Below are 26,377 nucleotides of genomic sequence, written 5' to 3'. Positions count from 1 at the left end.
ACATAAGATGTTCAATCGGTGTTGTCATTATTTACGTAGAAAGGTATTCAGACTTAATGGATAAAGACACAACTTACGCCGTCGTTGATATTGAAACGACTGGCACCAGCGTAAAAGATGGCGATCGCGTCATCCAGATTGGCTGCGCGTTTGTTAAACACGGTAAGGTCGTCAATCAATATAGTACGAAAATTAATCCGGGAAAATCAATTCCAAGCGCCATTACACATTTAACCAGCATTACGAATCGTGACGTTGCGAACGCTCCCTTTTTTGATGATATTGCGGCGTCGTTTTATGCTATGCTTCAGGGCACGGTCTTTGTTGCGCACAACGTGAACTTTGATTTTCCTTTTTTAAATGCCGAATTTGCCAGGGTGGGGTATCCGGCACTTCAAATCGAGGCAATTGATACGGTGACGCTGACCCAAATTTTATTTCCAACGCTGCCCAGTTTCCGTTTGCGGGATTTGAGCGCTCATTTTCACATTGAGCACGATCAGCCACACACAGCCGACTCAGATGCAGATGCAACGGCTGTTTTGTTAATTAAATTATTGGATAAACTTCATCAGCTTCCGATTAATACACTGAGGCAATTGACTAACTTGAACCTGTCATTACCACAGGACACGACAGCAGTCTTCAACGTTGCGTTAGAAGAGGCACGTCATCATCCCGGCAAATTGCCGGCTGGTGAATATGTCCGTGATCGGTTGGTACTTCACGAAGCCACGCCAATTAAGTCTGTTGATTTGGGACAGCCACAAGCTTACCCAAAGTCAAAGGCGGCTAAGCAGAAATTATGGGGTTCCAAAATTAGTTGGCGAGATCCGCAAGCCAAAATGATGAATCAAATTTTCAATAACTACAGTCATGAAAACACTAAAAATTTGATCATTGAGGCGCCGACAGGGATTGGTAAAACGTTGGGGTATGCGGTGCCATTTGCTTATTTATCACAAACGGGCCAATCGACGGTCATTTCAACTCAAACCACGCTATTGCAGGGCCAGTTTATGCAGGAGACATTGCCACAATTACAAGAAATGTTACCGTTTGATCTCAATGTTGTGGCTGTTAAAGGCAATCAACACTATCTAGATCTTAATCGGTTTGCAGATACGTTGACGCTACCGGAACATTCTCAACAGAGTCAATTTCTTAAAGCACGTATTTTAGTGTGGTTGTTACAAACTGAAACTGGCGACTTAGATGAGCTGCACTTAACGTCATATCGAGCACAGCTATTTGAAGAAGTTTGTCACCGTGGTCTAAAAACCATTAAGCCAAGCGATCCTTTTTATGAGGATGATTATTTGCGACGGTTAGACCAACGTATTCGTCAGGCAAACTTGATTATTGTCAATCACGCGTATTTAACGCAGCATGCCGATCAACTGGACACGTTGCTTAATAAGCCATATTTGTTAGTTGATGAGGCCCAGCATTTGCCGGATGTCGCTGTTAATCAACATCGCAATACAGTTCGTTTTCACGATTTGGTGTCACTGTTACACCACGCGCAGGCAAATATTTTTAATCAACATGACCATCACCTAACCGAGATGTTTAGTGAGGATGCCGTTGCCGCAACGCAATTGCGGTCCTTGTCCAATACGCTGATTAAATTGGATGCCGATCTAGATCAATTTGGTCATTCCATGTATCGACAATTTTTACTGAGTGCTCAAGTTAGCGCTCGAGGTCAACGCATCGTCGAACAGTTGATTGATAATCGTCAACTCAAGCAACTAATGAACGATGATAAAGGTGCTTTTACGACACTGATGAACGGTCAAATAGCGTTAACGACGTCGCTGACTAAGTTACAAAAACGGTTTACGGTTCAATCAAAGAAGTGGCTGAATTCGGATGCAGCGCTGATGCATGAATTTGCCGGCACCGTGGGGCGGATTACAGACTTGTTATCACAACTTGATGCGTTCAAGGCTCAGTTAAATGATCAAGAAACCGCTAACGTTTATTGGATACGTCAAAATCAATATGGGGACTCGTCAAGCTTGAAACTCAGTGGCGGCCTGTTACTTGCAACCGGTTGGCTCCGTCAAAACGTTTATGCACATTTCAAGCAGCCAACATTCACGGGGGCCACGTTATTCACATCCTCCCGAGCGAATTACCTAATTGATCAGTTGGATTTAGATCGGCAAGAAACGGCTACCAAACGTCTTGCTGAACGTTTCGACTATGCATCACAAGCGCGACTGTTTGTTGCGACAGATGCACCGGCGATCAATCTTAATCATCCGGATGAGCAAATTCATTATTGGGCTTCAACGATTGCTAAGCTTGTCCAAACGACCAGCCGTCAAACGTTAGTCCTGTTTAATTCTTTAGCCGCGGTTAGCGCTGTTTATGAGGCGCTGACACACGGTTTGCTACCGGAGAACCATACTGTATATGCACAAGGCGTTACCGGTAGTCGCGAGAAAAATTTGAAACGATTTACGGCTGAAAATAGTGCCGTTTTGTTGGGTGCTGCCAGTTATTGGGAAGGCATTGACTTGCCTAAGGATGCATTAGAATTAGTTGTCATTACACGGTTACCGTTTGACGCACCGACGGATTTACTGGTCGCCGCCACCAATACTCAGTTGGAAGCCAAGGGGCACAATCCGTTTTATTCCTCTGCCCTGCCCAAAGCGACCCTCCGTTTACGTCAAGGCATTGGCCGGCTGATTCGTACAGACAATGACCGCGGTGTCATTGTCGTGCTAGATCCACGATTGATAACAAAGCGTTATGGTGGCACCATGCAAAAGGCGTTACCAGATGCACTGACGGTGATCCCCCAAGGAACGGCAGAAATCATCAAACAAACACAAAATTTCTTTAAATGACTAGTAGACCGTTGTTTGATTGGCGATGTTTGCTATAATTAATCAGGTTATTGACATTTTCGTGTTAACAGAACGAATGGAGGTTAGCATGCAGCGAAAACAGCATCAGCAGCGACAGTGGTCACAAATCATTCTATGGACCGTGCTAATCGTGGCCTTTATTGCTGGTAGCATTGGCATCATTTTTCATGAGGCTTTGAGACCAGCTAAAACTGCTGCGGGACAGACTGTTAGTATTGCACGTCAAAAGGGTATCAGCGATACTGGGGATTTTTTGACTTACAATCGACAACACACCTATTATTCGGTTAGTGGTCGCAGTGCGAAAAATCAAGCGGTTTACGTTGTGGTGGCTAAGCAAAATGGACAAACGAAGATTTTGAAGCAATCCGATGGTACTTCAAAAACAGCAATCCTCCGTCAAGTTTGGCAGAAGAACAATCCAAAAAAGGTGCTGAATATTGGTTTAGGTATTCGCAAGTCAGAACCCGTTTGGGAGGTTACTTACTTAAATCAGAAGGGCAACCTTTGCTACGACTTAATTCGTTTTAAGGATGGCACCATGGTTCAATCCATTCAGAATTTATAATTTAAAACAAAAGGGGAAATTTCAGTGGAAACAATCAGCATCATTCACGCACCGGAACACGTCGATGAAAAAGTTCGTATTGGTGTATGGCTTAGCAATAAACGCTCTAGCGGGAAGATTGCGTTCTTACAGCTTCGTGACGGGACAGCATTTTTTCAAGGTGTCTTACGAAAAAATGACGTTAGCGAAGAAAAATTCGACGAAGCTAAAGAACTACGTCAAGAAACGAGCTTATATGTAACTGGGACGATTCATGAGGACAGTCGCTCTAAGTTTGGCTACGAAATGGAAATTGAGGATTTCGAAGTCGTTGGCGAAAGTGAAGACTATCCGATTACGCCAAAAGAGCACGGCATCGATTTTCTGTTGGATCATCGTCACTTGTGGTTGCGCTCTTCCAAGCCACATGCCTTACTTAAAATCCGTAATGAAGTCATTCGTGCAACGTTTGAATTCTTTAATGACCGGGACTTTATTAAGATCGATGCACCATTGCTGACTGGTTCTGCACCAGAAGGCACGACTGAATTATTTAAAACAGACTATTTTGGTCAGGATGCCTTTCTGTCACAAACTGGTCAACTGTACGAAGAAGCTGCGGCGATGGCGTTTGGCCGGGTATTCTCATTTGGACCTAGTTTTCGGGCGGAAAAATCAAAGACCCGTCGGCATTTGACAGAATTTTGGATGATTGAACCAGAAATGGCGTGGATGCACCAAGAAGATAGTTTGGCCATTCAAGAACAATACATTGCCTTTTTAGTTCAGTCAGTCATTGATAACTGTCAAAGTGAATTAGCTGTTATTGGGCGTGATGTGGAAACGTTGAAGAAGTACACGCGGTTACCATATCCACGGATTTCCTATGATGATGCGATTAAACTGCTTCAAGAAAACGACTTCGATGTTGATTGGGGCGTTGACTTTGGATCACCTGAAGAAACATTCCTCGCTAATCACTTTGATCAACCCGTGTTTGTCTTGAATTATCCAAAGGCAATCAAAGCGTTTTACATGAAGCGACACCCAACTCGTGATGATGTGGTTATCTGTGCCGACTTGCTTGCACCAGAAGGCTACGGCGAGATCATCGGTGGTTCTGAACGTGATACTGACTTTGATTACTTGCGTGACCGAATCGTGGAATCTGGTCAAGATCCTAAAGACTACGATTGGTACCTTGATTTACGCAAATACGGTAGTGTTCCGCACTCCGGTTTCGGTTTGGGTCTCGAACGGTTTTTAACATGGATTACACTTCAAGATCATTTACGTGAGACGATTCCATTCCCACGGATGATCAACCGGATTTACCCGTAATTTTAAATGCATTTGCTAAAGTGGTTTTTATGAGACAATCTCATGAAAACCACTTTTACGTGGGGTGAGCGATACTAATTATTTTTAAAATACGGGGTGTTTAATCACCAGCCATCTGGAATAGTGTTCAGGTGCAATTACTGGTATAGTACAGGAAGAAAAGAAGGTGCACGAATTGGAAAATTTTGCGTCAGCTTTATTGCAGGCTGGTGAAACGACAATCAATAATTTAATTCTAACCCGTTATCGCGCATTAAATATGACTAACGAAGAGCTGATTGTGTTTTTACAATATAAACGTTCTTTGGATCGTGGTATTGATTTTCCTGATGCAGAGGCCGTTGCAAACGTAATGGGTACCACTACGGCTGATGTTTATACGCAGCTGGATAATTTACTCAAGAAAGATTTGTTGTTGATTGAGTCTAAAGCCGATGAGACCGGAAAATTGCGTGATCGTTACGACTTTTCACCGCTATACCAAAAGCTGGCTGCTTTGCCGGATACACTCAGTGGTGTGCATACAACCACCGCTGCTATATCTGCACCTGATTCAAAGTCGGCAAGGGAAGATGTGTTTAACAAAATTGAGGTTGAGTTTGGTCGGCCACTCAGCCCAACAGAGCTTCAAACAATCGCACGTTGGTTTGACGAGGATCATTTCAAACCCGAATTAATTCTAATTGCCTTACGTGAAGCAGTGCTAAACCAAGCTTATAGCTTGCGTTATATTGATCGAATCCTCCTCAGTTGGCGCCAGAAAAACCTAACTTCTGCGGGACAGGTGGAAAAAGAATTGTCACAAAGGCGCACAAAACAGGCCACGCCGCCGACGCAGTCGACACCAAAGGGGCCAAGCATTCCTTTATTTAAAGTTTCTGAACCACCGGCACAATCATAGTAAATGAAAAGGGCACCTTTCTTAGTTTCGGCTAAGAGGGGTGCCCTTTTAAAATCGTTTTAAATGTAGCTGTAAAAATTATTAGTGACTGCTGCTTTGGTTATTGTTGTTTTCACTATTCGATGAGCTATTGCTCTCGGAATTGCTACTCGACGAACTTGAGCTAGTGTCGTTCGAAGAACTATTGTCATTATTGCCACCCTGAGTAGCGTTGCTTTCAGACTCGCGGCTGGAAGCGGCGTTATCGGACGTGCTTGAACTTGAATTGTTGTCTCGTGAGAAAGAAGAGAAGGAAACCATAGAGGAGGAAGAACCAGTGGAGCTACTTTGATCCTTTTCGTTCAGATATTGTTTCCAGTCTGATCCGACTACGGCAAGTTCATCAACGCCGTTATGCCGAACGACTTGAACACTGCTTGGACGAACCCAATTATCATTGGCTTGTGTTTGTGCCATGTACATTTGGAGGTTCTTGTAAATGGACTCTGCGATTGATAACTGTGCTGTTGTCATGTAATGATTTGGTTCATTTGGCTGATCATAACCCGTCCAAACGGAAATGGAGCTGTGCTGTGTATAACCAGAATACCAAGCATCCATAACAGCGCCGTCTGGAATGCCCGACACACTGCTTGGATAGCCTGACTGACCAGTTTTACCGGCCTGATATAAACCAGGAATTTGTGCGCCCGGTGCCCACGTAGCCGTTGGCACGCCCTTAAGCATATCCGTCAACATGTAAGCTGTTGCGGAAGTCATCGATCGGTGAGAGGCCACGTTGAATTTGTGAGTAACACCGTCAGCAGTAATGACTTTATTGACTAAATGAGGGGCTCTGTATGTTCCGCCGTTGGCAATGGCACCAAAGGCTGCTGATTCTTGTTCACTGGAAACATAGGCACCGATCCCATTTGAATATTGTAAGGCTGACTTAAACTTCATGCCGTTTTGCGCCATAAACTCAGTTGCCCGGTTCAAGCCGACTGCTTCCAATGTTCGAATAGCGGGAATATTACGTGATTCAACCAACGCCTTACGCATTGTTAAGGAGCCTTGATACTTTTGATCCCAGTCATTTAGTTGAATGTTAGTGCCTGGATAATTGTACTTAGTGTCTTGAACAGTTTTAAACGTTGGCCATTGTTTGTACTCGATGGCCGGACCATAATCCATAAATGGTTTGATGGTTGAACCGGAGGACCGATCCGTTTGTGTGGCTCGGTTTAACCCAAAGGCAACGTTTTGTTTTCGGCTACCAATCATGGCTGTGACAGCTCCGGTTTGAGGATCTGTCATCGTGACACCAACTTGAAGCAGGTCACTAGGAAAATCAACATATTTATCAGTGTTAACGATGTCGTATAACCGTTTCTGAGCGTTCATATTAAGGTTGGTGTAAACCTTAATACCTTCCTTATAAGGGTTGTAACCCTTCTTTTCAACTTCTTTGATAACTTGTTGAAGATAAGCATCGAAAATTTTATCATTTGAATCTGTGCCATTAACAGTATGGTTAACGGACAATCCCGAAGAAATCGGAGTGCTCAGGCCATCGGTTAGTTGTTGCTTAGTGATAACTTTGTTTTCATACATTGCCCGCAGCACGGTATCACGTCGTTGCTTAGCGTAACTAGGATGGGCCACTGGGTCATAGTAGGTTGGTGACTGTGGCATTCCTGCAAGAACTGCTAATTCAGTATAGTTAAGCTTCTTTAATGGCTGGTTGTAATAGTATTTGGCGGCAGTGGCCATGCCATAAACACCATTACCCATGTAAACCTTGTTGATGTAGTACTCCAAAATTTGATCTTTGGAGTAATGTTTTTCCACGTAATAGGCAAGTGCTGCTTCTTGTGATTTACGTTTTAACGTACGATCAGAAGCAGCTGTTGAAAAGACAGACAGTTTAACTAACTGTTGTGTCAACGTTGATCCACCTTGTAGTCCCAATGAACTACCGTGGATATTGGCCAATGTTGCACTAATGATTCGCATTGGATCAATTCCGAAGTGGTGTTTATAGAAGCGACGGTCTTCAATTGAAACAACGGATTGCTTCAATGTCTTGGGGATATCTTGTGAGTGCACGTACGTCCGGTTTTGTGCGCCTAAGTTTGAAATCACATTACCGCTGTCATCTAAAATTTCGGTGGAGTTTTGGCTGGTTAATTGTGCAGTCGTGATTTTGGGTGCGCTGGAAGCGTAGTAAGCAAACAAACCGCCACCTGCCAAGAGACCCAGCAAGATAATACCAAGTAACCAGTATAAAATGGTTCGCCAAAGTGGTCGTCTTCGTTTGGGACCGGATGTTTGTAGACTGCCATCGTCGCCATGATACCGGGCGATTCGTGACTGAGATTGATCATTATTGTCAGACATGTTGCTCTCCTTAAACAGTTACTTCTTTTTTGCAATCAATGAATCGACTGCACTTAGGTATGGAACTAGCGGATTAAGCTGAAAGGGAATTGAATATCCATTTGCTTCAATGTCCGCACGGGGGATCGATTTTCGGCCACCGTTTGCCTGATTGTCCCAAAATTTGAACAAGACAGAGGCTGGTAACAAGAACGTATCCCCTTCATTGGTGAATCGAATGATTGCAAAGCCGATCCCACCGGCCTGAACACAGGCACGTAGGTGTTCCACCTGGTGCTCGTGGAAATTTTTTAGCGGGAAAGAAACTTTATTTTTCGTTTCCTTCGCATCAAAATCGATGTAGTGGCCTTGGTACACACCATTATAATCGGTTGTTGATGGGTGCCTAAAGTAGGCTTCTTTAATCGTTGCAGCGGACCGTCTGGGGTAATCAACTTTTACGATCTGAACTGGTGTCGGTTTTTTATGAATCACCGCAATGCCATTTGTCAGGTAGTATTGATTACTTTCGTTTAGTTCCGCCTCCAAAGACATTCCACGGTCACCGTAATTCGTTCTGGTGCCGGTATGCAGGGGGGCAGACTGTTTTGCTGGTCCATGATAAGCGGCTCCGTTTGGGTAACGGATGTTCACAACAGACCACACTCCTTAGTTGTGTGCGACAGCCCGCAAAAGCACAGGTAGTGATTGAATTTTAGTTTTTAAATATCTAAAACTTCCTAACGCTACCAGACTTGCAGGCATTTTCGCCACACTTTCTTACATTGCGCCCATTATATCAGATTTGCCGAATAGTCTCCGAGACTGTAATGATGTTAACAAACCCGTAACTTATGTTTAATGTGTTTGTGATGAAAAAGTGCAATTTTTGACAAAACTGGGCTGATTTAAACAGGAATTTGCGTCACTGACTTTGTTTATGGCAAAATGATATTTAAAACTAAGGATAACTAATGTGAGTTTTATTTATTGATTTTAACTAATCGGGAAGGATATTCACTAATATGAGTCGGTTATGGGTTACTGGTTATCGTAGTTATGAACTCGGCGTATTTGGCAGTAAAGATCCTAAACTCACAGTACTAAAGTACGCGCTCCGGCAAACGTTGACTAACCAAATTGAGAATGGCGTTGACTGGATCATTACAGGTGGTCAGCTGGGTGTTGAACAATGGACGATTGAGGTTGCCAATGACCTCAAGGCTGATTACCCGCAACTAAAAGTGGCCATGATGTTACCATTTGCTGAATTCGGGCAGAATTGGAATGAAAACAATCAGGCCCAGCTTGCAACACTACGGGAACGGGTAGATTTTTCAGATTCAGTGTCAAAGCAATCTTATCAATCACCGCAACAATTAAAAAATTATCAAGCCTTTATGCTTTCGCATACAGATGCGGCACTTTTAGTATATGATATAGAACACGAGGGCAAACCTACGTACGATTACTTAGCCATCAAGGCTTTTAACGACCAGCATCCTTATGAAATGACCCTCATAGATTTCGACTGGTTGCAAGAGAGTGCCGATGAATATCAAGAAAATCATCGACAGTCGTTTTAATTTTCGTCAACATGCGATACAATACTTAAAGTCGTGTTTCGACAGATAGATGATGAGGTGTAATGTTCATGCAAGAGATCAACTTTACGACGCAGGATATTCTGCAAAAAGAATTTAAGGAAAAACGAATGGGAACCGCCTACGATCCAACGGACGTTGACAGTTTCTTGGACCTTGTAATCAAAGATTACGAAACGTTCAATCGTGAAATTTCTCAACTTCGCGCCGAAAACGAACAGTTGTCCGGGAAGGTTGATGATTTAACTCGTCAAGTTAACGCTCGTCAATCTGTTCAAAGCAACGTTGAAACGTCCACTAGCCAGGCTAATAATAGCGTAACTAACATGGATATTTTAAAGCGGCTTAGCAATTTGGAACGCCATGTATTTGGTTCTCAGCTGGATAATGGTGCCAACAATCAGAAGGGTCAAGACACTTTTAGTGCCGGTTCCCAGTCTGGTTGGAACGACTAATTTTATTTGTTAACCAAATATTGCAAATTTCGGGTAATTGGGCATAACTTATGTTGTGTCAGGAAAGTCCATGCTCGCACAGGCTGTGATGCCTGTAGTGTTCGTGCTCAGTGAAAAAATAAGCTGGGGTGCCTTCTTTTGAAGGTAACGGCGGGAAAACGTTGCTAAGGCTTCGGCTATGCGCTAGTATCCCTGAAAAGTGCCACAGTGACGAAACCAGTATGGAAACATGCTGGGTGGAACGCGGTAAACCCCTCGAGCGGGAAACCCAAACTACGGTAGGGGAGCTTCACATAGGTAACTGAACTGATTGTGGGGGAAGGTCTTTGACCTTGAGATAGATGATTACCACGGAGTAGATTGCGCCTGAGGTCTACGAAGTACAAAACATGGCTTACAGAAATTTGCAACAGGCAGTCCTTCTCACGTGTGAGAAGGACTTTTTTGTGCTCTGCATTAGAAAATCAACGACCTTGTACTGATTACCTAATTAGGTAGCACCTTGCTAATGCAAATGGTAAGATGGTTATCGAATTGGTGGGGATAAGTAATTGCAAAGGATCAACTGACTCAATTACAGTCACTCACAACATAGTAAGGAGTAAAGATGCAAACATTTCAATTAATTGCGACTTGTGCCGCAGGTATTGAGGCCTTGGTTGGTCGCGAACTGAGAGATTTAGGGTATGAAACCCAGGTTGAAAATGGCCGTGTCCGCTTTAACGGCACTGTTAAAGATATATTACGGACCAACTTATGGTTACGGACAGCTGATCGTATCAAAATTGTGGTTAAGGAATTTCCTGCGCTAACATTTACCGAACTGTTCGACCAGACTGAGGCTGTGGCCTGGGATGAGCTTTTGCCAATGGACGCTAATTTCCCAGTGGAAGGGCGTTCACATAATTCACAGCTGCATAGTGTTCCCGATGCTCAGGCAATTGTAAAAAAAGCCATCGTTACTCAGTTAAGTGACGTTTACCACCGGCGAACTCGACTACCAGAAACGGGCGCTAAATTTCCACTGGAAGTGGCCATCAATAAAGATCAAGTCATGTTGACGTTGGAAACAACCGGAGATTCATTGTTCAAACGTGGTTACCGGGTAGCTAAAGGGGACGCGCCACTGAAAGAAAATATGGCAGCCGCATTAATTTTATTAACGCATTGGACCCCCGCTGACATGCCATTTCTTGATCCTGTTTGTGGGTCAGGAACATTACCAATTGAAGCAGCACTTATTGCACGTAACATTGCTCCTGGATACAACCGCCACTTTATTTGTGAAAGCTGGCCATGGGTTTCTTCTGAAGTGGCAGACACAGTGCGGGACGAAGCAGATGCCGCAGCCGATTATGACAGCGAATTTGACATTGCTGGTAGTGATAATGATCCTGAAATGGTTGCCATTGCCAAAAAGAATGCTCAAGCAGCTGGTTTGAGCCAAGATGTCCATTTTAGTGTGGCAGATGTAACGGCATTGACGACCGATAAAATTAACGGTGTTATAGTTGCCAACCCGCCATACGGGGAACGTTTGAGCGATCAAACGGCCGTTCGTGCCTTGTACAAAGGCATGGGTAAGGCATTTAAACCACTGACAACGTGGAGTAAATACATTTTGACCAGTGATTTAGATTTCGAGACTGCGTACGGTCAGCGAGCGACTAAGAAACGTAAACTTTATAATGGGGCTTTACGGACAGATTTGTACCAATACTGGGGCAAACCAATTTGGCATCATAATAAGTAGAAGTCTATATGAATAGACATGGGAGCTGAATATCAAAAAACCGATTGGAAAATAATTCCAGTCGGTTTTTTCGAATATTTTGCGTTTATTTCAGCTAGTCAAACCACAGCTTAATCAAGATCGAATAATCATTAAAATGGTTGTGAGAATAATAAGCAAAACCGATACAACTAAATCGACAAGATTCAGCGGGTTTCTGTCGGCAGTGTCCTCAAATGTCATGAAATGAGCGTTCAAAGATACCATTCCAGCAATGGCTAGCAGTCCTAGTCCAGTTTCGTTATAAACAAAAATTGAGGCTACAAGCAACGCTGATTTAGCGATGAAACTGAATCTTTTCAGTGGGTTAGACGGATAGTACTTGGTTGCTTCAAGCTTCGTTGCATTTAACATAACAACATCCCCCCAAAAAAACAGCTTAATTAGCTGAGTGGCAAACGAACGTTGTACAAAAAGTTGGCCGAGGTATCGTGATTGAATGTCTACAATCAACACGTCATTTATGTGATTGTTATTAATGTATGCTCAAAAGCTTATAATTTCAAGCAATCGTAATTAACACACGCAAACAGGGTTAAGTATTAACCAATGCCAGTCAAAAGGTGGCAACTGTAATGCATGCAGTCGTTTGTGATTAAACGAATAACAGAAACTGGACGAAATATTTAAATCCGTTAAATATTGTTGTCAATTGGCTCTGATAAATTCTCGATATGATACGCTTAATGCGCTTGATGTAGTGCTTGTAATGCAAGCCTGTGAGCACCCATGTTCTGACGGTCCGGAATCCACTGTGTGATGACTAATGAAAACGAATCTTGGAGGGTCAGTAACTTTTGCGTTAGGTCTGGGTAATGTTTCATAACGCCTTTACCGACAGCATCTGCTACCAAACGACTATCCGTAAAAAACATCACCGTTTCTTCCGGCTCACTCAATTTTTGAGCCTCCTTAAAGCCAAGGATAGCAGCCTGAAATTCAGCGGCATGATTATCAAGAGCACTGATTGTTTGTTTGAAGGGATACTGGTGACCATTCTGAACGAGAAGAATGCCCGCACCGCTGGAAATTTGAGCTATTTTTGGATGAGTTGCGACGCTCGCCGCATCTGTATAAAGTTTGATCATCATCTTAGTCCTTAAATTTGGTAAAATAGAAGTGTTTGAAAGAAAGGGGTTTCGTACGTCGATGCACACACAACGTTTTTTTTATCGGCCAAGCGGTTTAACTGCGGTTATTATTTGGTCATGGGTCGCCATATTCTTTTGTGGTGGCGTGATTTTTCAATATGAAATGGCGCGGTTTAACTGGCCGGCGATTTTCATCGCTTGCTTATTTATTTTATTGCTTGCTTGGGAACTTTTAGGCCGTCAACTGGTCTTTACCGGTCAAAACCTGATTGTTCGTCGGATGCTGGCGCCCAGAGCACTAACCGTCAATGTTCATCAATTGGAACAATTGTCACTTAGTGGTCGCACCATGAGTTTTTCTTTGGGCGGCAAACATTATCGATTCCGCGTAACCAAACACTCATTGGCGAAGATTAAAACCATTGTTAGTGCTGACTAGACCAACCCTAATAAGATTTATTATAACAGACACCCTAAACGGTCTGAGGAGAGGAAGTTGTTCATGACACAACCAAAAGATATCGAGATTGCACAACAAACTAAATTACGTAAAATTAGTGAAATTGCCAAGACGGCAGGCTTAACAGAGGATGAAATTGAACCATTTGGTCGTTACAAAGGCAAAATTGATTTGCCGTTAACTGGCAAACGTCAATCTGGCAAGTTGGTGTTGGTTACATCAATTAATCCAACACCGGCTGGTGAGGGTAAGACGACAGTTACAATTGGACTTGGCGATGGTTTACGTAAGATTGGTAAGCGGGCCGTTTTGGCTTTACGCGAACCTTCCTTAGGCCCCGTGATGGGAATGAAAGGCGGTGCCACTGGTGGTGGTTATGCACAAGTTGCGCCAATGGAAGATATTAATTTGCATTTTAACGGTGATTTTCATGCCTTAACAACTGCCAATAACACATTGGCTGCGTTAATTGACAATCACATTCAACAAGGTAACGAGCTGCATATTGACCCACGACGGATCAGTTTTCACCGTGTCTTGGACATTAACGATCGTGCGCTGAGGAATACGGTTATCGGCATGGGCGGTCCAACCTCGGGTATGCCTCGGGAAGATCATTTTGATATTACTGTTGCCAGTGAACTGATGGCCATTTTATGTTTGGCAACTGATCTGCACGACTTAAAAGCACGGATCAACCGCATCGTTGTCGCTGAAAATTACGATCGGCAACCAGTTACCGTCGCTGACTTACAGGTTGGCGGCGCCATTGCCTTGCTCCTCAAGGAAGCAATCAAGCCAAATCTTGTTCAAACTTTGGAAGGCACACCAGCTATCATCCACGGTGGCCCATTTGCAAATATTGCTCATGGTTGTAACAGTGTGTTGGCAACGCGAACAGCCCTTCAATTAGGTGAATATGCTGTTACAGAGGCTGGCTTTGGGGCTGATTTGGGTGCCGAAAAGTTTCTTGATATCAAAGTACCAGTTCTAGGTAAAACACCGGATGCAGTTGTTTTGGTGGCCACTGTTCGTGCGCTTAAGTTGCATGGCGGTCAAGCACTTGCTGATTTAACAACACCAAACCTTGATGCATTACAAAAAGGGCTTGCCAACCTTGGTAAACACATTGAAAGTATGCAACGTTATCAAATTCCGGTTGTCGTTGCTATTAATGCATTTACATCAGACACTTCAGAAGAAATTAAGTTGATCCAGGATTACTGTCAACAGTTCCATGTAGAAGCTGTGGAAGCTGATGAATGGGCACATGGCGGTGATGGGACAACTGAGTTAGCTCATGCCGTTGTTCGTGCCGCTCAACAACCGACCGACTTCAAGCCATTATACGATGCTGACGATGATATTGTGACTAAAGCAACTAAAATTGTGACGACCATTTATGGCGGCCGTGGCGTTGTCTTGGAACCGCATGCCAAGGCACAATTACGCCGGTATGCAAAACGTGGCTGGGATAAGCTACCTGTTTGCATGGCAAAAACGCAGTATTCACTAACAGATCGGCCAAAGCAGCTCGGTGCCCCGAAGGACTTTGACATTCATATTCGGGCATTTGAGCCTCGTTTAGGTGCTGGGTTCATGGTGGCGTTAACTGGTTCCATTTTAACGATGCCTGGTCTGCCGAAACATCCTGCCGCTTTAGATATGGCAATTACAGATGATGGCAAGATCTCTGGAATTTTCTAATAATCAGCTTGATGAAAAGGAGTTGTGGCCACGAGCCACGTTACGCCAATGATATATTACTGGATTTTTATTGCTGTGCTGGTGGGTGCTGATCAAGGTATCAAGTACTATATTGCGAATAATCTAGCCTTAGGTAGCACGCATACGTTCATCCCGGGACTGTTATCATTAACGAGCCTTAGAAATAATGGTGCCGCATGGTCGATTTTGACGGGCCGCATTGACATCTTTATTGTGATTACAATCGTGGCGGTTATCGTCTTGGCTTATGCGATGTGGCGGTTACGCGCCCAGCGATTATACATGTGGGGCATCAGTTTTATGATGGCTGGAACACTCGGAAACTTTATTGATCGTATTCGTTTGGGCTATGTCGTCGACATGTTTCAACTGGACTTCATGAAGAGTTTTCCAATCAGTAATTTTGCAGATTGGTGTCTCACGGTTGGCGTGATTTTGTTGATTGTTGCGGTGATTTTTGACCGTGATGACAATACAACAGGACACAGTCAAGCAAGTTCCAAACAGAAGGCTAAGACCCCTAAAAAAGATAATCGACCAATTAAACACAGTGGTCCCCGACACGCAGCAAAATAATTAAGGATTAATTGACACAACTATGAATAGAAACGAAACAACCAGCACATCAGCAACTGATGCGAAAGCGCATCGCCAAGAATATGACAGCATGCCAGCTCAAGTTACTACACCAGCCACGCAAACCTTTATCATCACGACGCAAATCGGTCGTTTGGACAAGGTTTTAAGTCAGTTAGCTGGCATCACACGATCCCAAGCACAAAGTGCCATCGTTGATCACCGGGTAACGGTTAATGGTCAAGACGTTAAAAAACGTGATGAGCTGGCCGCTGGTGACAAAGTAACGTTTGTGCCCAAAACGCCGACGCCAATTGCCTTGGTTCCTGAAGCTATTCCCTTAGACATTGTGTATGAAGATGACGATGTTATTGTCGTTAATAAACCGCAAGGAATGGTGGTTCATCCTGCACCTGGGCACCCGGATCATACATTGGTCAATGCGTTGTTAGCGCATAGTCCGTTGTCAACGATCAATGGCAGTTTGCGTCCAGGGATTGTTCACCGAATTGACAAGGATACGTCTGGCTTATTAATGGTTGCCAAGAATGATTTGGCCCATCAGAGTCTGTCTGCACAACTCAAGGCTAAAACAAACGAGCGCCAGTACATTGCACTCGTCCATGGCGTTATTAGCGAAGATGATGGTACCGTTGACGCACCGATTGGCCGTTCTCCGAAGGACCGCAAAAAAATGGCGATTGTTAAAGATGGCCGTCATGCCGTGACACATTTTCATGTAATCAAACGATATCAACAGTACACGCTGATTAGTTGCCGACTAGAAACCGGCCGGACACATCAGATTCGTGTCCACATGGCCTATATTGGGCATCCACTAGCTGGTGACCCGTTATACGGGCCTAAAAAGACACTGCCAGGTAATGGTCAGTACTTAACGGCACAAACTTTGGGATTCGTTCATCCTCGTACTGGTAAAACAATGCGGTTTGAAATTCCGTTACCAGCATGGTTTAACACGATGTTGAAACAGCTGGACGCACAAGAAAATAAATAAAAGGGGTAACTCAAAATGGCAAAAGAAGTTGTCGATGCAATGGCGATGCAACGGGCGTTGACTCGAATCACCTACGAAATTATTGAACGTAATCGTGGGATTGGAAATTTAGTTTTGATCGGTGTTAAAACACGCGGGGTCTATTTAGCTGACAGAATTGCATCACGTTTACATCAGCTGGAAGATACAGTTGTTCCTGTTGGCCAATTGGATGTTAGCGGATATCGTGACGACATTGCGAATTCAGAACCAACAACTAAGGCCGCTATCAGTAATCTCAATACGTCTGTAACGGATAAAAAAGTGGTATTGGTCGATGATGTTTTGTTTACTGGTCGGACCATTCGTGCCGCCATGGATGCCATTATGGATTTAGGCCGGCCCAACAGTATTAACTTAGCAGTGTTGGTTGATCGTGGTCACCGTGAATTGCCAATTCGGGCTGACTTTGTTGGTAAGAATATTCCAACGGCCCAAAATGAACGAATCCAAGTCTCAGTGAACGAAGTTGATGGTAAGGATAGCGTTGAAATCATCACCGGCAAAGATTAACAGACAAGGTACCAGATAGAAAGGAACGTGCAGATGACAGAACGCTATTTAATTCTTTCAGATGGCACGGCCTATAAAGGTCAAGCGTTTGGATCGCCGGCAACTACAAGCGGCACCATCGTTTTTAATACGAGTGTCACCGGGTATCAAGAAATTATTACTGATCCGATTTATCACAATCAAATAATTGTCTTTACCACACCAACCATTGGCGCTGTGGGCGTTAATCATGAAAGTTATGAATCAATTTTGCCAACTGCTAAAGGGGTCGTGGTGCGCGAAGTGGCAGAAGTGTCCACCAATCGACAGCGATCTTTAAGTTTGGATCAATTTCTACGTGTCCATAACATTCCGGGGATTGCAGGCATTGACACACGGCAATTAGTCCGTAAGCTGAGAACCCATAATGGTCTTAACGCCAGCATCGTTGACGTTGCTGATGAGCACGCGTTTGACCAACTTAATGCCATCGTGCTGACAAATCAGCAAGTTTCACAGGTGGCCACACCACGCCCATATGCCAACCCCGGCATGGGTCATAACATTGTGGTCATGGATTTTGGTCTAAAAAGCGGTATTTTAAGGGAACTGGCGGTTCGTGATGCAAATGTAACTGTGGTGCCATACACGACGACTGCTGATGATATTCTTAACCTCGATCCGGATGGCATTATCTTGTCGAGTGGACCTGGGGATCCGCGTGATCTAGGTAAGGACATTTTAACGACCATTAAAACGCTGGAAACGCGCGTGCCGTTATTAGGAATCGGGTTAGGTCACGAACTATTCGCGCTAGCTAATGGTGCAACGATTCAACGCCTGCCAGTTGCTCATCAGGGAATGAATCATCCCATCCGTGAAATCATTACTAATCAGATTATGTATGCGGCACAGGCCGAAGAATATGGCGTTGAGCGTGATAGTATCAATCGTGATCAGCTTTTGATTACGCATATTGACTTGATCGATGGTTCAATCCAAGGGTTACGCCACCGTGATTATCCAGCATTTTCGGTTCAATTCTTTCCGGATGCTGCGCCGGGTCCGTGGGAAGCAACCCAAGTGTTTGACGACTTCATCGAGCTCACAGGAATTAGAGGTGAACAGCATTAATGGCAGAAGAAACAAGTCAGGGTGCACAAACGACTGCTCAGCTTGCGGCATTTAATCAAGCCGAGCACTCAGCAGAAAAAACGGCATCTGTTCACCAGCGCCTGTTAGTGATTGGTGACGGTCCGAACGATTTTGGTCACGAAACGGAGTTAGATGCTGCGACCTATCAAACGTTGAGTGTACTTCATAAACACAACTACGATACAGTTTATTTAAACAACAATCCGTTTTCGTTTTCAATGGAAAATGCATGCGGTGCGACAGTGATTATGGGAGATCCATCTGACGTTGCTACGGTGCGCCAGGTAATTGAAAGTGAACATATTACCAGCATCGTGCCAACGGTTGGCGGACTCACTGCCATGAGAACTGTTGAGGAATTGATTGCCCACGATTATTTGGATGACAAGCACATTAATGTTTTGGGGATGCCGTTGACGACAGTTCGCTTAATCAATAATCCTGCGTTAATGAATCAGACGCTTCGTGATTTAGGCGAACCCGTGATTACGTCGCAAGTAGCTAGTACAACATCCGATGCGTTCGATATTGCTCGTCAGGTCGGATTCCCAGTGATTGTTAAGTCGGTGGCGCCGCGTGGTGAGGGTGATCGTGTACTGGCCGAAAATGCGGACCAATTGGATGTTGCTCTATCAGCCGCTTTTGAACGCTCACGCACACGTCAAGTGATTGTGGATCAGAGTATCGTCGGTCTGAAAGAAGTGTCTTTCGAGGTCCTTCGTGATGCACGCGGAACTGAGCTTTTACTGGGTGCGATGGAAGATATGGATCCGGTTGGTATTCATGCAGCCGATTCAATTGAAGTGACCCCAATTCAAACTTTAACGGATCGTGAGTATCAAAAGTTGCGTCAGGCAGCGTTCCACGTAGCTCGGCGATTGCATATCGTCGGTGTGATGCACGTTCAGTTTGCGTTGGATCCGGTATTGGACAATTACTTTATCATGAAAGTAAATCCTTATTATGATCGCGTTTCAGCCATGCTGTCGCGTGCTAGTGGCTATCCGATTGCACTGGTAGCAGCTAATGTCATGACGGGCATCTCTTTGCCTGAGGTTCGGTTGTCGAGTCGTTTTGCGAAACGGACGGCGTTAATTGAACCCGTATTAGACCACGTTGTTGTCCGTTTTCCAATCTTTGCTTTTGATGAGGCAGAACGACGTGGGGTGAAAGTGGACCGTCAGCTCACAACTGTTCAGAAATCGGTGGGTGCTACGCTTGGCATTGGTCGTTCACTGGAAGAGGCGATGTTAAAGGCGATGCGGGCGGCTCACTATCACAATCGCGATTTCGCTTTTGATGCATTATCAAAATTATCAGACAACGATCTGATTCAGCAATTAATTCACCCCCATGATAACCGTATGATGCTGTTGCTAGAAGCAATTCGTCGCGGCTACCAATCTGATGAATTAGCTGAGCTGACGCAAATCGATGAGTTTTATTTTCACAAATTACGCAACATTTATAATCTGGAAGTTGATATTGCGGCCCACTCAGGATCTGAAGAATGGTTGCAACGAGCAAAGTATTATGGTTTTAGTGATGGGCTTATTGCTCAGCTATGGCAGACAAATGCCGATGCCGTTATGAACCAGGCACACACCGCTGGCATTATCCCAACTTATAAGACCGTTGAACCGACTGCCGGTGAGTTTTCAGAAGTAGTGCCAACATTTTATTCAACGTACGAACTGGAAAATGAAAGCCGACCGCTAGCTGACAATACTGCGTTGGTGGTCACAACTGGTGCTTTTCGGCTCGGTGACGGGGCTGCCGGCGAATACGTGATGAGCACTGTGATTAGTGAGTTGCATCAGCAAGGTATCAAAACGGTAGTTGTCAATAATAACCCCAACGCAATCAGCTTAATTCCACAATTGACCGATAAACAGTACTTGGAGCCTCAGGAAATTTCGGATATTTTAGGCATTATTGACTTGGAACATCCACGCTGGGTGTTTGTGCCCGGCAATCGGCTGAAGCTGATTGGTGCATTGCGATTGCGCCACATTAACGTCATTGTTATTAACAAGGACAAGGCCAGCAAGGCAGCTCAAGATGGCGACCAATTCTTAACCAGAGTTGTTTACCATACTAATAAAATTGGCGTCGCTGACCCAGTTGAAATTGCCCAAACGGCTTATCATGCACCAACGCATCGACTGGTCGTTGACAACCAAGGCGTGCCAGGGATTGATGCGGAACCTGGTTCTATGCGACAAAGCGGTTTTTATAATACCTTGTTCTCTGCGTTCAGTGGTCATTCAAGAATGGTCACCACTGCCCTACCATTCCCAGAGTTTGGCTTGTTGAACAAGGGCACAGGCATTAACTGGATTCGCATGCTGGTCCGCGCCTTGTTAGACAAAACGACGGCCGCTGATCGACGCGATTTCAGTCAGGGACCATTTATCACTGCCACGCGTGGGGATGTCGAAATGGTCGATATTCCTGTTAATCTTGATACGCGTTGGCGTGCCAATTTACCGTTGGCCGGCGCCCAGTTCAAATTAGGTGCCAAGATTAATGTGAAGTTTCCGTACGAGTTTAAAATCATCAACTAACAATCGCTAGTTGATTTACGGCGAGACAAAAAGAGGATTCGCATAATTTTGCGCGAATCCTCTTTTATTTACGTTAGCTGCATAGCGTTACTGGCTTAACCGCGGAGTCTTTTGACTAGCTCAGCATCTGGTGTAGCATAGGCTGTTTGCTGACCTTCATAAATGACGAAACCAGGTTTAGCACCATTGGGCTTGTGGACACGCTTAACTTGAACATAGTCAACCGGCACACTGGCAGAATCACGGGCTTTAGAGAAGTAAGCAGCTAAGTTGGCTGCTTCATCGATCGTCTCGTCCGACGGGTCAGCACTATGGATAATAACGTGCGAACCGGGCATGTTTTTCACATGCAACCAAATATCCGTCTTTTTAGCTGTGTGGAGGGTAAGTTTATCATTTTGTAGATTATTTTTACCAACGGAAATCAAAGTTCCATCACTAGCATGGAACTTTTCTGGTTGACTAATCTGTAAACGTGGCTTCTTACTGCCGCGTTTACGATGAACTCGAATATAACCTTGTTGCTGTAATTCCAAACGAATTTCATTGATATCTTTCGGACTGGCAAGCTCAATTTGGGCCTGGATGTTGCTCAAGTAATCAATTTCGGTTTGGGTGAGGCGAATTTGTTCCGTCACATAAGCAACCGCGTTTTTCAACTTTTGGTAACGATTGAAATATTTCTGTGCGTTCTGAGATGGTCCAATTTGATTTGACAGGCTAATTTTTAATGGTTTTTCATCATCGTAAAAATTAGGCAAGGTGATTTCAGTCATCCCACGTTTGACCTGATTGAGGTAAGTCGTCAGCAATTCACCTTTGATTCGAAAGCTGTCGGCCTGATTGGTTTCAGCCATGGTTTGCTGCAATTTTTTTAACTTGCTACGGTTTTTCTTAAGTTCGTTACGAACAATGTGAATCAGGTTACCAGCCTGCTCATTAACACGTTCACGTTCGGCCCGATCCTGATAGAAAAAGTCTAACAGTTCGCTGAGGGTCGCAAATGTTTGGGTATCGTCAAGGTTGGGTGTTGGCATCGCAAACGCACTAAAACTTGTTTTACCATTTTTTAGCCGATTTAATGTCGGTACCGGTTGATTGAATTGCGCAAAGAAATGGGTGAAACGTTCTTCTACACTACCGTTAGTGGCATGTAATGCACCAGCTAACCCTAATGCTGTATCGCGGGCCAATCCTTGAAAGGTTTGCTGCAGCTGCTTAGCCAAAACGTCTTCATTAGGATAATCACGAACTAGATCGTTAACGTTGGCACTAGTCGTAAACGGATTGACGTCGTCTTGTTTTGGCGGCGCAATGTAAGTAGCGCCAGGCAGCAATGAGCGAACCCGGTTTTGGTCAGGATTAACGTGCTTAATAAGATCAAGAATGCGGTTATCACTTTGTTCAATTAGAAAAACGTTACTGTGCCGGCCCATCATTTCAATGGTGAGGGCAATTGTCTCCTGGTCACCTAATTCGTTGCGGGTGTTAAATGCCAAACGGACGATCCGGTCATTTTCAACTTGTTCCAAACTATTGAGAATTGAACCATCCAAGTATTTCCGTAACATCATGGTGAAGTTACTTGGCGTTGCAGGATTGGCGTACGGAATGCGGGTGATCTGCAAACGAGCATAGGTTGGATGAGCTGACAGTAGCAAAGGGTAGTTTTGGCTATTGTTGCGAATGGTCAAAACCACTTCGTTAGGATAGGGTTGTGATATTTTAGCAACTCGACCACCAGTTAAGGTTTGTTGCAACTCGGTAACCATTGCATGCGTAAAAGCGCCATCAAAGGACATTTCAAAGCACCTCCTTAATAAAATTGATTGTGTGATAAATGTTAGTCCACTTTTGATCAAGCAAACTACAGAACAGTCTTTATTATTATAGACGTCTCTAATTTACAAGGCAAAATAAAGAATTGAATAATGGTACTTGTAAAGTGCAAGTTTGATATTGTACAATACAATACAGGTTAAGAAAATATTAACGAATGCAGGTACATACATATGAAACAGAGTTTAGAAGCCTTACGAGACAGTGAAAAAATTCATCGAGCACAATTATTAGCATTAACTAAACAATATCAGTTAACCATCGCAGAATGGCAATTGTTGATGAATTTGGCAGACGGTCACACAACGCAAGAACAGTTGTCAGCTGCCACTACGCTTGACACATCTACATTGAGTCGTCAGCTCAAGAGTCTCGGTACTAAGGCCATGATCGACAAAGAAGCAACTGGCCGTGACCACCGGCAGCTCATTTATCACGTCACGGAACAGGGCCAACAGGCATTGACTGATATCAACCAAGGGTACGAACAGCTCACAGCTACGGTATTTGATAAGTGGACAGATGAAGAAAAAAACTTGCTACAGATTTTGTTAAATCGGTTAGAAACGAGCTTATCCCGAACAAATAAAAACGGCGTTAACTAGCGTATAGTTACTGTTTATAAAGAGACCTTTATTATTGAGGCACTATTATTTATGTTCATATAGAAGCGATACCGTCATTTTGTCGATGAGTGGTAGTCGCTTTTTTTGATGTGTGTTAGAATTGAAAAATACATTTTGGAAAAAAGAAGGCTAACGAGAGCTTATGAAGATTGCCGTGGTTACAGACAGTACCTGTTACCTGTCGCAAACTGAAGTTGATGAAAATAATATCCACGTAGTTCCGATTTCGTTTGTTGTGGACGGCAAGACCTTTGACGAGGGTGTCGACATTAGTACGGAAGGATTCTACCAGTTACTGCGTGAATCAAAATCGTTTCCCAGTACGTCGCAACCACCATTAGGTGAGATGATTGATTTATATAACCACTTGGCTGATGAGGGTTATGACACCGTAATTAGCATTCACTTAGCATCTACCATCTCTGGCTTTGTTAATTCGTTGCAAGGCGTCGCTAGTGAAGTTAGTGATCGAATCAAAGTAATTCCGTTTGACTCGCAAATTACGGTTAGGTTGATGGGCTATTTGGTTCTGGAAGCCGCGCACATGGTTAAGAATGGTGCTGATGCTGATGAAATTATTGCTCGGCTGGAAGAAATGCGCGCCACGATGGGTGAATACTTTGTGGTTGACGATTTACAGAACTTGGTGCGTGGCGGCCGGTTGTCCAACGCCTCAGCTTTCATTGGGTCTGTGTTAAAAATCAAACCACTACTGACATTTGATGACGACACACATGAAATTGTCGCTTTCGAAAAAGTGCGTTCCACTAAAAAGGCGTTGGCAAGAGTGGAAACATTGTTTACTGAAGCACAGCAAAAGGTTGACTATCCGCTACGAGGCATCGTCATCCATGGCAACGATCCAGTTGCCGCGCAAACGTGGCGGGACAAACTAGCCAAGCAATTTCCTGAAATGCCGTTTGAGCTAAGTTATTTTGGGCCAGTTATCGGTGCTCATTTAGGTGAAAAAGCGCTTGCCCTAGCTTGGGTTATTGATTACAAACGCGCTTATAAAGATTAACTAAAATTTTGATTGTTAATTTAAAATGCCATTTTCACAACGGTACTGTCTGATGACAGTGCAAACATGAAAATGGCTTTTTATTTTGCAGTTTAATCAGTGAGATGTGTGGACAATAGGTCCACTAAAATAATGATCAGAATGATTACCGCTAGCAACAACGATAATTGCCCGAATTGATCACTTAGAAAAACAAGCGTCACGGCGCCAATACAAAAGCCGGAGAAAATACCGAGTAGTTTTAGCCCTTGATTAACCATTACCCAATCATGTTGCCAGAGGCCACCAAACAAAAAGGCCGCACAAGCACGAATATTGCCCGTCATCATCGTCGAATTAAATGTCACATCGTCAATATTGCGAAAGGATTGCAGTTGAATCCCGGATAAAGCCGAGAGTCCCGACGTAATGACGATATTAGGTAGGAAGTTAAGCGTAGCCGATAGGATAATTAACAGCGTTTCGACAGCAATGGTTATCCGTATCCATTGGCGAAGTGACTGAACTGAAATAGTTTGCTGAACGATCCGGGTAACACCAACAGCCAAGAAGAAAATCAGCAATGGAATCAACCGTTGCCAAACAGCAGTCCAATGTCCGCGAGCGATGTTAATCCCAAGAAGGACCAGGTTACCAGACTGCAGACTCGCAAAAACACCGCCGTGAAACCAAAAAGAATCGGCATCGACCATCCCACCAATAAAGGCAAGCAGAATCGCAGTTCTGACTTTCATGATAAATGTGTGATCGCTAATTACCGTAGCTCTTTGCATAAGAATCACCAACTTTCATAGTTGATTGCATTTCATCAGATTTACATACTATCTTTAATTTTACGACAATTATTTACTGTGTGCTGATAACGACTGTAACTGCGCATTCTTTTTCTTAAACGAATGATGAATGGATTTGAAACATGGCGGCATTCACGAGATAATGGACAAGTAAGTTTATTTGAGAAAGGATGACAAACATGAGTTCAAACATTCCTAGCATCACATTGAGTAATGGCGTTGAAATCCCTCAAATTGGATTAGGCGTCTTTCGTGTCAATGATCCGCAAGTCGTCGTTGACAGTGTTGTTGACGCAGTGAAAGCGGGATACCGTCATATTGATACGGCTAGTTTTTACGGTAACGAGGCCGCTGTCGGCGATGGTGTTCGTCAAAGTGGTGTGCCACGACAAGACTTATTTGTCACGTCCAAAGTTTGGAATAATATCCGCGGCTATCAGGAAACAATTGATCAATTTAACCGGTCACTAAGCCTATTAGGCTTTGACTATTTGGATTTGTATCTGATTCACTGGCCAGCTGCTGGCTATGAAGAAAATTGGCGGGCCATGGAAGACCTGTATCACGCTGGTAAAATTCGGGCGATTGGTGTTTCCAACTTTGAACCACGGCACATTGAACATTTGATGGCATCGGCCACGGTTTCACCGATGATTAACCAAGTTGAAACACATCCATACTTGCAACAAAATGAAGTCCATGAGTACTGTGAAATCAACCATATTGTTCACGAGGCATGGAGTCCATTGGGCGGTGGCAAGAGTGACGTGCTCAGTGATCCGGTGATCGCTGACTTAGCCGCTAAGCATCATAAGAGTGCAGCACAAATTGTTCTCCGCTGGCACGTTCAACGCGGTGAGGTGGTCATCCCCAAGTCCGTTCATCAGCAACGAATCGAGGAGAATGCGGACATCTTTGATTTTTCGTTAACGCCTGAAGAGATGCGCACCATTGCGACGTTAGACCGCAACGGTCGGGTGGGTTCAGATCCTAACGATGAAGCGTTCTTAAAGCGTTCTACGACCTACGACAATCATAAATAAATTAGCTTGCGTTAAGTTACTTCATCGATCACTAACGACGCAGGC

At 44.0% G+C, this 26,377-nt stretch carries 22 protein-coding genes, 1 other RNA gene and 1 pseudogene; 18 read left to right on the top strand and 6 right to left on the bottom strand.

The features are described from left to right. The first annotated feature begins 56 nt into the window (after positions 1-56). The 4 genes from GB993_RS04300 (at position 57) to GB993_RS04285 (ending at position 5,674) form a co-directional block, all read left to right on the top strand. The gene (locus GB993_RS04300; RefSeq protein WP_161003235.1) at positions 57-2,864 is read left to right on the top strand and encodes a helicase C-terminal domain-containing protein; all 2,808 of its coding nucleotides are present in this window, start codon (positions 57-59) and stop codon (positions 2,862-2,864) included. 88 nt (positions 2,865-2,952) lie between these two features. Further along, positions 2,953-3,453, top strand: a complete 501-nt coding sequence (locus GB993_RS04295; RefSeq protein WP_161003234.1) for a cell wall elongation regulator TseB-like domain-containing protein — start codon at positions 2,953-2,955, stop codon at positions 3,451-3,453. A 24-nt stretch (positions 3,454-3,477) separates the two neighbouring features. Further along, a complete protein-coding gene (asnS, locus tag GB993_RS04290; protein WP_161003233.1) occupies positions 3,478-4,773 on the top strand; it encodes an asparagine--tRNA ligase in 1,296 nt (431 codons plus the stop codon). 166 nt (positions 4,774-4,939) lie between these two features. Beyond that, positions 4,940-5,674, top strand: coding sequence for a DnaD domain protein (locus GB993_RS04285; protein WP_161003232.1), 735 nt, complete (start codon positions 4,940-4,942; stop codon positions 5,672-5,674). 81 nt (positions 5,675-5,755) lie between these two features. Here the strand turns inward: GB993_RS04285 and GB993_RS04280 are convergent, their stop codons facing one another. After that, positions 5,756-8,053 carry a transglycosylase domain-containing protein gene (locus tag GB993_RS04280; RefSeq protein WP_161003231.1) on the bottom strand — a complete coding sequence of 766 codons (2,298 nt, stop codon included), beginning with the start codon at positions 8,051-8,053 and terminating at the stop codon, positions 5,756-5,758. 18 nt (positions 8,054-8,071) lie between these two features. Beyond that, positions 8,072-8,686, bottom strand: a complete 615-nt coding sequence (recU, locus tag GB993_RS04275; protein WP_161001336.1) for a Holliday junction resolvase RecU — start codon at positions 8,684-8,686, stop codon at positions 8,072-8,074. 371 nt (positions 8,687-9,057) lie between these two features. Here recU and GB993_RS04270 point away from each other — a divergent pair, with 371 nt between their 5' ends. The 4 genes from GB993_RS04270 (at position 9,058) to GB993_RS04255 (ending at position 11,844) form a co-directional block, all read left to right on the top strand. After that, positions 9,058-9,618: an SLOG family protein gene (locus GB993_RS04270; protein ID WP_161003230.1), complete on the top strand. Its 561-nt coding sequence runs from the start codon at positions 9,058-9,060 to the stop codon at positions 9,616-9,618. Between the two features lie 68 nt (positions 9,619-9,686). Then, a complete protein-coding gene (gpsB, locus tag GB993_RS04265; protein WP_186337561.1) occupies positions 9,687-10,091 on the top strand; it encodes a cell division regulator GpsB in 405 nt (134 codons plus the stop codon). 25 nt (positions 10,092-10,116) lie between these two features. Then, an RNA gene (gene rnpB, locus GB993_RS04260) (RNase P RNA component class B) lies at positions 10,117-10,493 on the top strand. 205 nt (positions 10,494-10,698) lie between these two features. Then, positions 10,699-11,844, top strand: a complete 1,146-nt coding sequence (locus GB993_RS04255) for a THUMP domain-containing class I SAM-dependent RNA methyltransferase (protein ID WP_161003229.1) — start codon at positions 10,699-10,701, stop codon at positions 11,842-11,844. A 114-nt stretch (positions 11,845-11,958) separates the two neighbouring features. Here the strand turns inward: GB993_RS04255 and GB993_RS04250 are convergent, their stop codons facing one another. Beyond that, complete coding sequence (locus GB993_RS04250; protein ID WP_161003228.1) at positions 11,959-12,237, bottom strand: hypothetical protein; 279 nt, start codon at positions 12,235-12,237, stop codon at positions 11,959-11,961. A gap of 329 nt (positions 12,238-12,566) precedes the next feature. Further along, complete coding sequence (locus GB993_RS04245; RefSeq protein ID WP_347877343.1) at positions 12,567-12,974, bottom strand: ribonuclease HI family protein; 408 nt, start codon at positions 12,972-12,974, stop codon at positions 12,567-12,569. Positions 12,975-13,032: 58 nt separating this feature from the next. On the opposite strand from GB993_RS04245, the gene GB993_RS04240 reads away from it, so the two are divergent. The 7 genes and pseudogenes from GB993_RS04240 to GB993_RS04210 all read left to right on the top strand — a co-directional run bounded on the left by GB993_RS04240 (position 13,033) and on the right by GB993_RS04210 (position 21,009). Beyond that, positions 13,033-13,413 (top strand): EbsA family protein, encoded by a 381-nt coding sequence (locus GB993_RS04240; RefSeq protein ID WP_161003227.1) that lies wholly within the window; start codon positions 13,033-13,035, stop codon positions 13,411-13,413. Between the two features lie 63 nt (positions 13,414-13,476). After that, positions 13,477-15,141 carry a formate--tetrahydrofolate ligase gene (locus GB993_RS04235; RefSeq protein ID WP_161003226.1) on the top strand — a complete coding sequence of 555 codons (1,665 nt, stop codon included), beginning with the start codon at positions 13,477-13,479 and terminating at the stop codon, positions 15,139-15,141. A 48-nt stretch (positions 15,142-15,189) separates the two neighbouring features. Beyond that, positions 15,190-15,636 (top strand): annotated as a pseudogene (gene lspA, locus GB993_RS04230) (signal peptidase II); the annotation flags it as partial. Positions 15,637-15,829: 193 nt separating this feature from the next. After that, positions 15,830-16,756: an RluA family pseudouridine synthase gene (locus GB993_RS04225; protein ID WP_161003389.1), complete on the top strand. Its 927-nt coding sequence runs from the start codon at positions 15,830-15,832 to the stop codon at positions 16,754-16,756. Between the two features lie 15 nt (positions 16,757-16,771). Further along, positions 16,772-17,308: a bifunctional pyr operon transcriptional regulator/uracil phosphoribosyltransferase PyrR gene (gene pyrR / locus GB993_RS04220; protein WP_017261838.1), complete on the top strand. Its 537-nt coding sequence runs from the start codon at positions 16,772-16,774 to the stop codon at positions 17,306-17,308. Between the two features lie 33 nt (positions 17,309-17,341). Beyond that, positions 17,342-18,421 (top strand): carbamoyl phosphate synthase small subunit, encoded by a 1,080-nt coding sequence (locus tag GB993_RS04215; RefSeq protein ID WP_161003225.1) that lies wholly within the window; start codon positions 17,342-17,344, stop codon positions 18,419-18,421. Next, positions 18,421-21,009: an ATP-binding protein gene (locus GB993_RS04210; protein WP_161003224.1), complete on the top strand. Its 2,589-nt coding sequence runs from the start codon at positions 18,421-18,423 to the stop codon at positions 21,007-21,009. Before GB993_RS04215 ends, GB993_RS04210 begins: the two co-directional genes overlap by 1 nt. Before the next feature lie 95 nt (positions 21,010-21,104). Here the strand turns inward: GB993_RS04210 and GB993_RS04205 are convergent, their stop codons facing one another. After that, positions 21,105-22,811 (bottom strand): NFACT RNA binding domain-containing protein, encoded by a 1,707-nt coding sequence (locus GB993_RS04205; protein ID WP_161003223.1) that lies wholly within the window; start codon positions 22,809-22,811, stop codon positions 21,105-21,107. Positions 22,812-23,021: 210 nt separating this feature from the next. On the opposite strand from GB993_RS04205, the gene GB993_RS04200 reads away from it, so the two are divergent. Together GB993_RS04200 and GB993_RS04195 are read left to right on the top strand one after the other, a co-directional pair. Next, on the top strand, positions 23,022-23,453 hold the full coding sequence (locus GB993_RS04200) for a MarR family winged helix-turn-helix transcriptional regulator (RefSeq protein ID WP_161001326.1): 432 nt from the start codon (positions 23,022-23,024) through the stop codon (positions 23,451-23,453). Between the two features lie 163 nt (positions 23,454-23,616). Continuing rightward, positions 23,617-24,495, top strand: coding sequence for a DegV family protein (locus tag GB993_RS04195; RefSeq protein ID WP_161003222.1), 879 nt, complete (start codon positions 23,617-23,619; stop codon positions 24,493-24,495). A 92-nt stretch (positions 24,496-24,587) separates the two neighbouring features. Here the strand turns inward: GB993_RS04195 and GB993_RS04190 are convergent, their stop codons facing one another. Further along, complete coding sequence (locus GB993_RS04190) at positions 24,588-25,268, bottom strand: YoaK family protein (RefSeq protein WP_161003221.1); 681 nt, start codon at positions 25,266-25,268, stop codon at positions 24,588-24,590. 200 nt (positions 25,269-25,468) lie between these two features. On the opposite strand from GB993_RS04190, the gene GB993_RS04185 reads away from it, so the two are divergent. Then, positions 25,469-26,332 carry an aldo/keto reductase gene (locus GB993_RS04185; RefSeq protein WP_161003220.1) on the top strand — a complete coding sequence of 288 codons (864 nt, stop codon included), beginning with the start codon at positions 25,469-25,471 and terminating at the stop codon, positions 26,330-26,332. The last annotated feature ends 45 nt before the right edge of the window (positions 26,333-26,377 follow it).

The sequence above is a fragment of the Furfurilactobacillus milii genome, assembly GCF_009864005.1.
GTDB lineage: Bacteria > Bacillota > Bacilli > Lactobacillales > Lactobacillaceae > Furfurilactobacillus > Furfurilactobacillus rossiae_B.
Note: the sequence above shows the minus strand (reverse complement) of the source record. Positions and strands in the feature narration are given on the sequence as shown.

Coding starts and splice junctions, on each gene's coding strand:
- GB993_RS04205 (WP_161003223.1), bottom strand. CDS start 22,811: ATGTCCTTTGATGGCGCTTTTACGCATGCAATGGTTACCGAGTTGCAA.
- GB993_RS04255 (WP_161003229.1), top strand. CDS start 10,699: ATGCAAACATTTCAATTAATTGCGACTTGTGCCGCAGGTATTGAGGCC.
- GB993_RS04250 (WP_161003228.1), bottom strand. CDS start 12,237: ATGTTAAATGCAACGAAGCTTGAAGCAACCAAGTACTATCCGTCTAAC.
- GB993_RS04215 (WP_161003225.1), top strand. CDS start 17,342: ATGACAGAACGCTATTTAATTCTTTCAGATGGCACGGCCTATAAAGGT.
- GB993_RS04300 (WP_161003235.1), top strand. CDS start 57: ATGGATAAAGACACAACTTACGCCGTCGTTGATATTGAAACGACTGGC.
- GB993_RS04200 (WP_161001326.1), top strand. CDS start 23,022: ATGAAACAGAGTTTAGAAGCCTTACGAGACAGTGAAAAAATTCATCGA.
- pyrR (WP_017261838.1), top strand. CDS start 16,772: ATGGCAAAAGAAGTTGTCGATGCAATGGCGATGCAACGGGCGTTGACT.
- GB993_RS04280 (WP_161003231.1), bottom strand. CDS start 8,053: ATGTCTGACAATAATGATCAATCTCAGTCACGAATCGCCCGGTATCAT.
- GB993_RS04295 (WP_161003234.1), top strand. CDS start 2,953: ATGCAGCGAAAACAGCATCAGCAGCGACAGTGGTCACAAATCATTCTA.
- GB993_RS04210 (WP_161003224.1), top strand. CDS start 18,421: ATGGCAGAAGAAACAAGTCAGGGTGCACAAACGACTGCTCAGCTTGCG.
- GB993_RS04190 (WP_161003221.1), bottom strand. CDS start 25,268: ATGCAAAGAGCTACGGTAATTAGCGATCACACATTTATCATGAAAGTC.
- gpsB (WP_186337561.1), top strand. CDS start 9,687: ATGCAAGAGATCAACTTTACGACGCAGGATATTCTGCAAAAAGAATTT.
- GB993_RS04240 (WP_161003227.1), top strand. CDS start 13,033: ATGCACACACAACGTTTTTTTTATCGGCCAAGCGGTTTAACTGCGGTT.
- GB993_RS04195 (WP_161003222.1), top strand. CDS start 23,617: ATGAAGATTGCCGTGGTTACAGACAGTACCTGTTACCTGTCGCAAACT.
- GB993_RS04270 (WP_161003230.1), top strand. CDS start 9,058: ATGAGTCGGTTATGGGTTACTGGTTATCGTAGTTATGAACTCGGCGTA.
- GB993_RS04235 (WP_161003226.1), top strand. CDS start 13,477: ATGACACAACCAAAAGATATCGAGATTGCACAACAAACTAAATTACGT.
- GB993_RS04245 (WP_347877343.1), bottom strand. CDS start 12,974: ATGATGATCAAACTTTATACAGATGCGGCGAGCGTCGCAACTCATCCA.
- GB993_RS04225 (WP_161003389.1), top strand. CDS start 15,830: ATGCCAGCTCAAGTTACTACACCAGCCACGCAAACCTTTATCATCACG.
- GB993_RS04185 (WP_161003220.1), top strand. CDS start 25,469: ATGAGTTCAAACATTCCTAGCATCACATTGAGTAATGGCGTTGAAATC.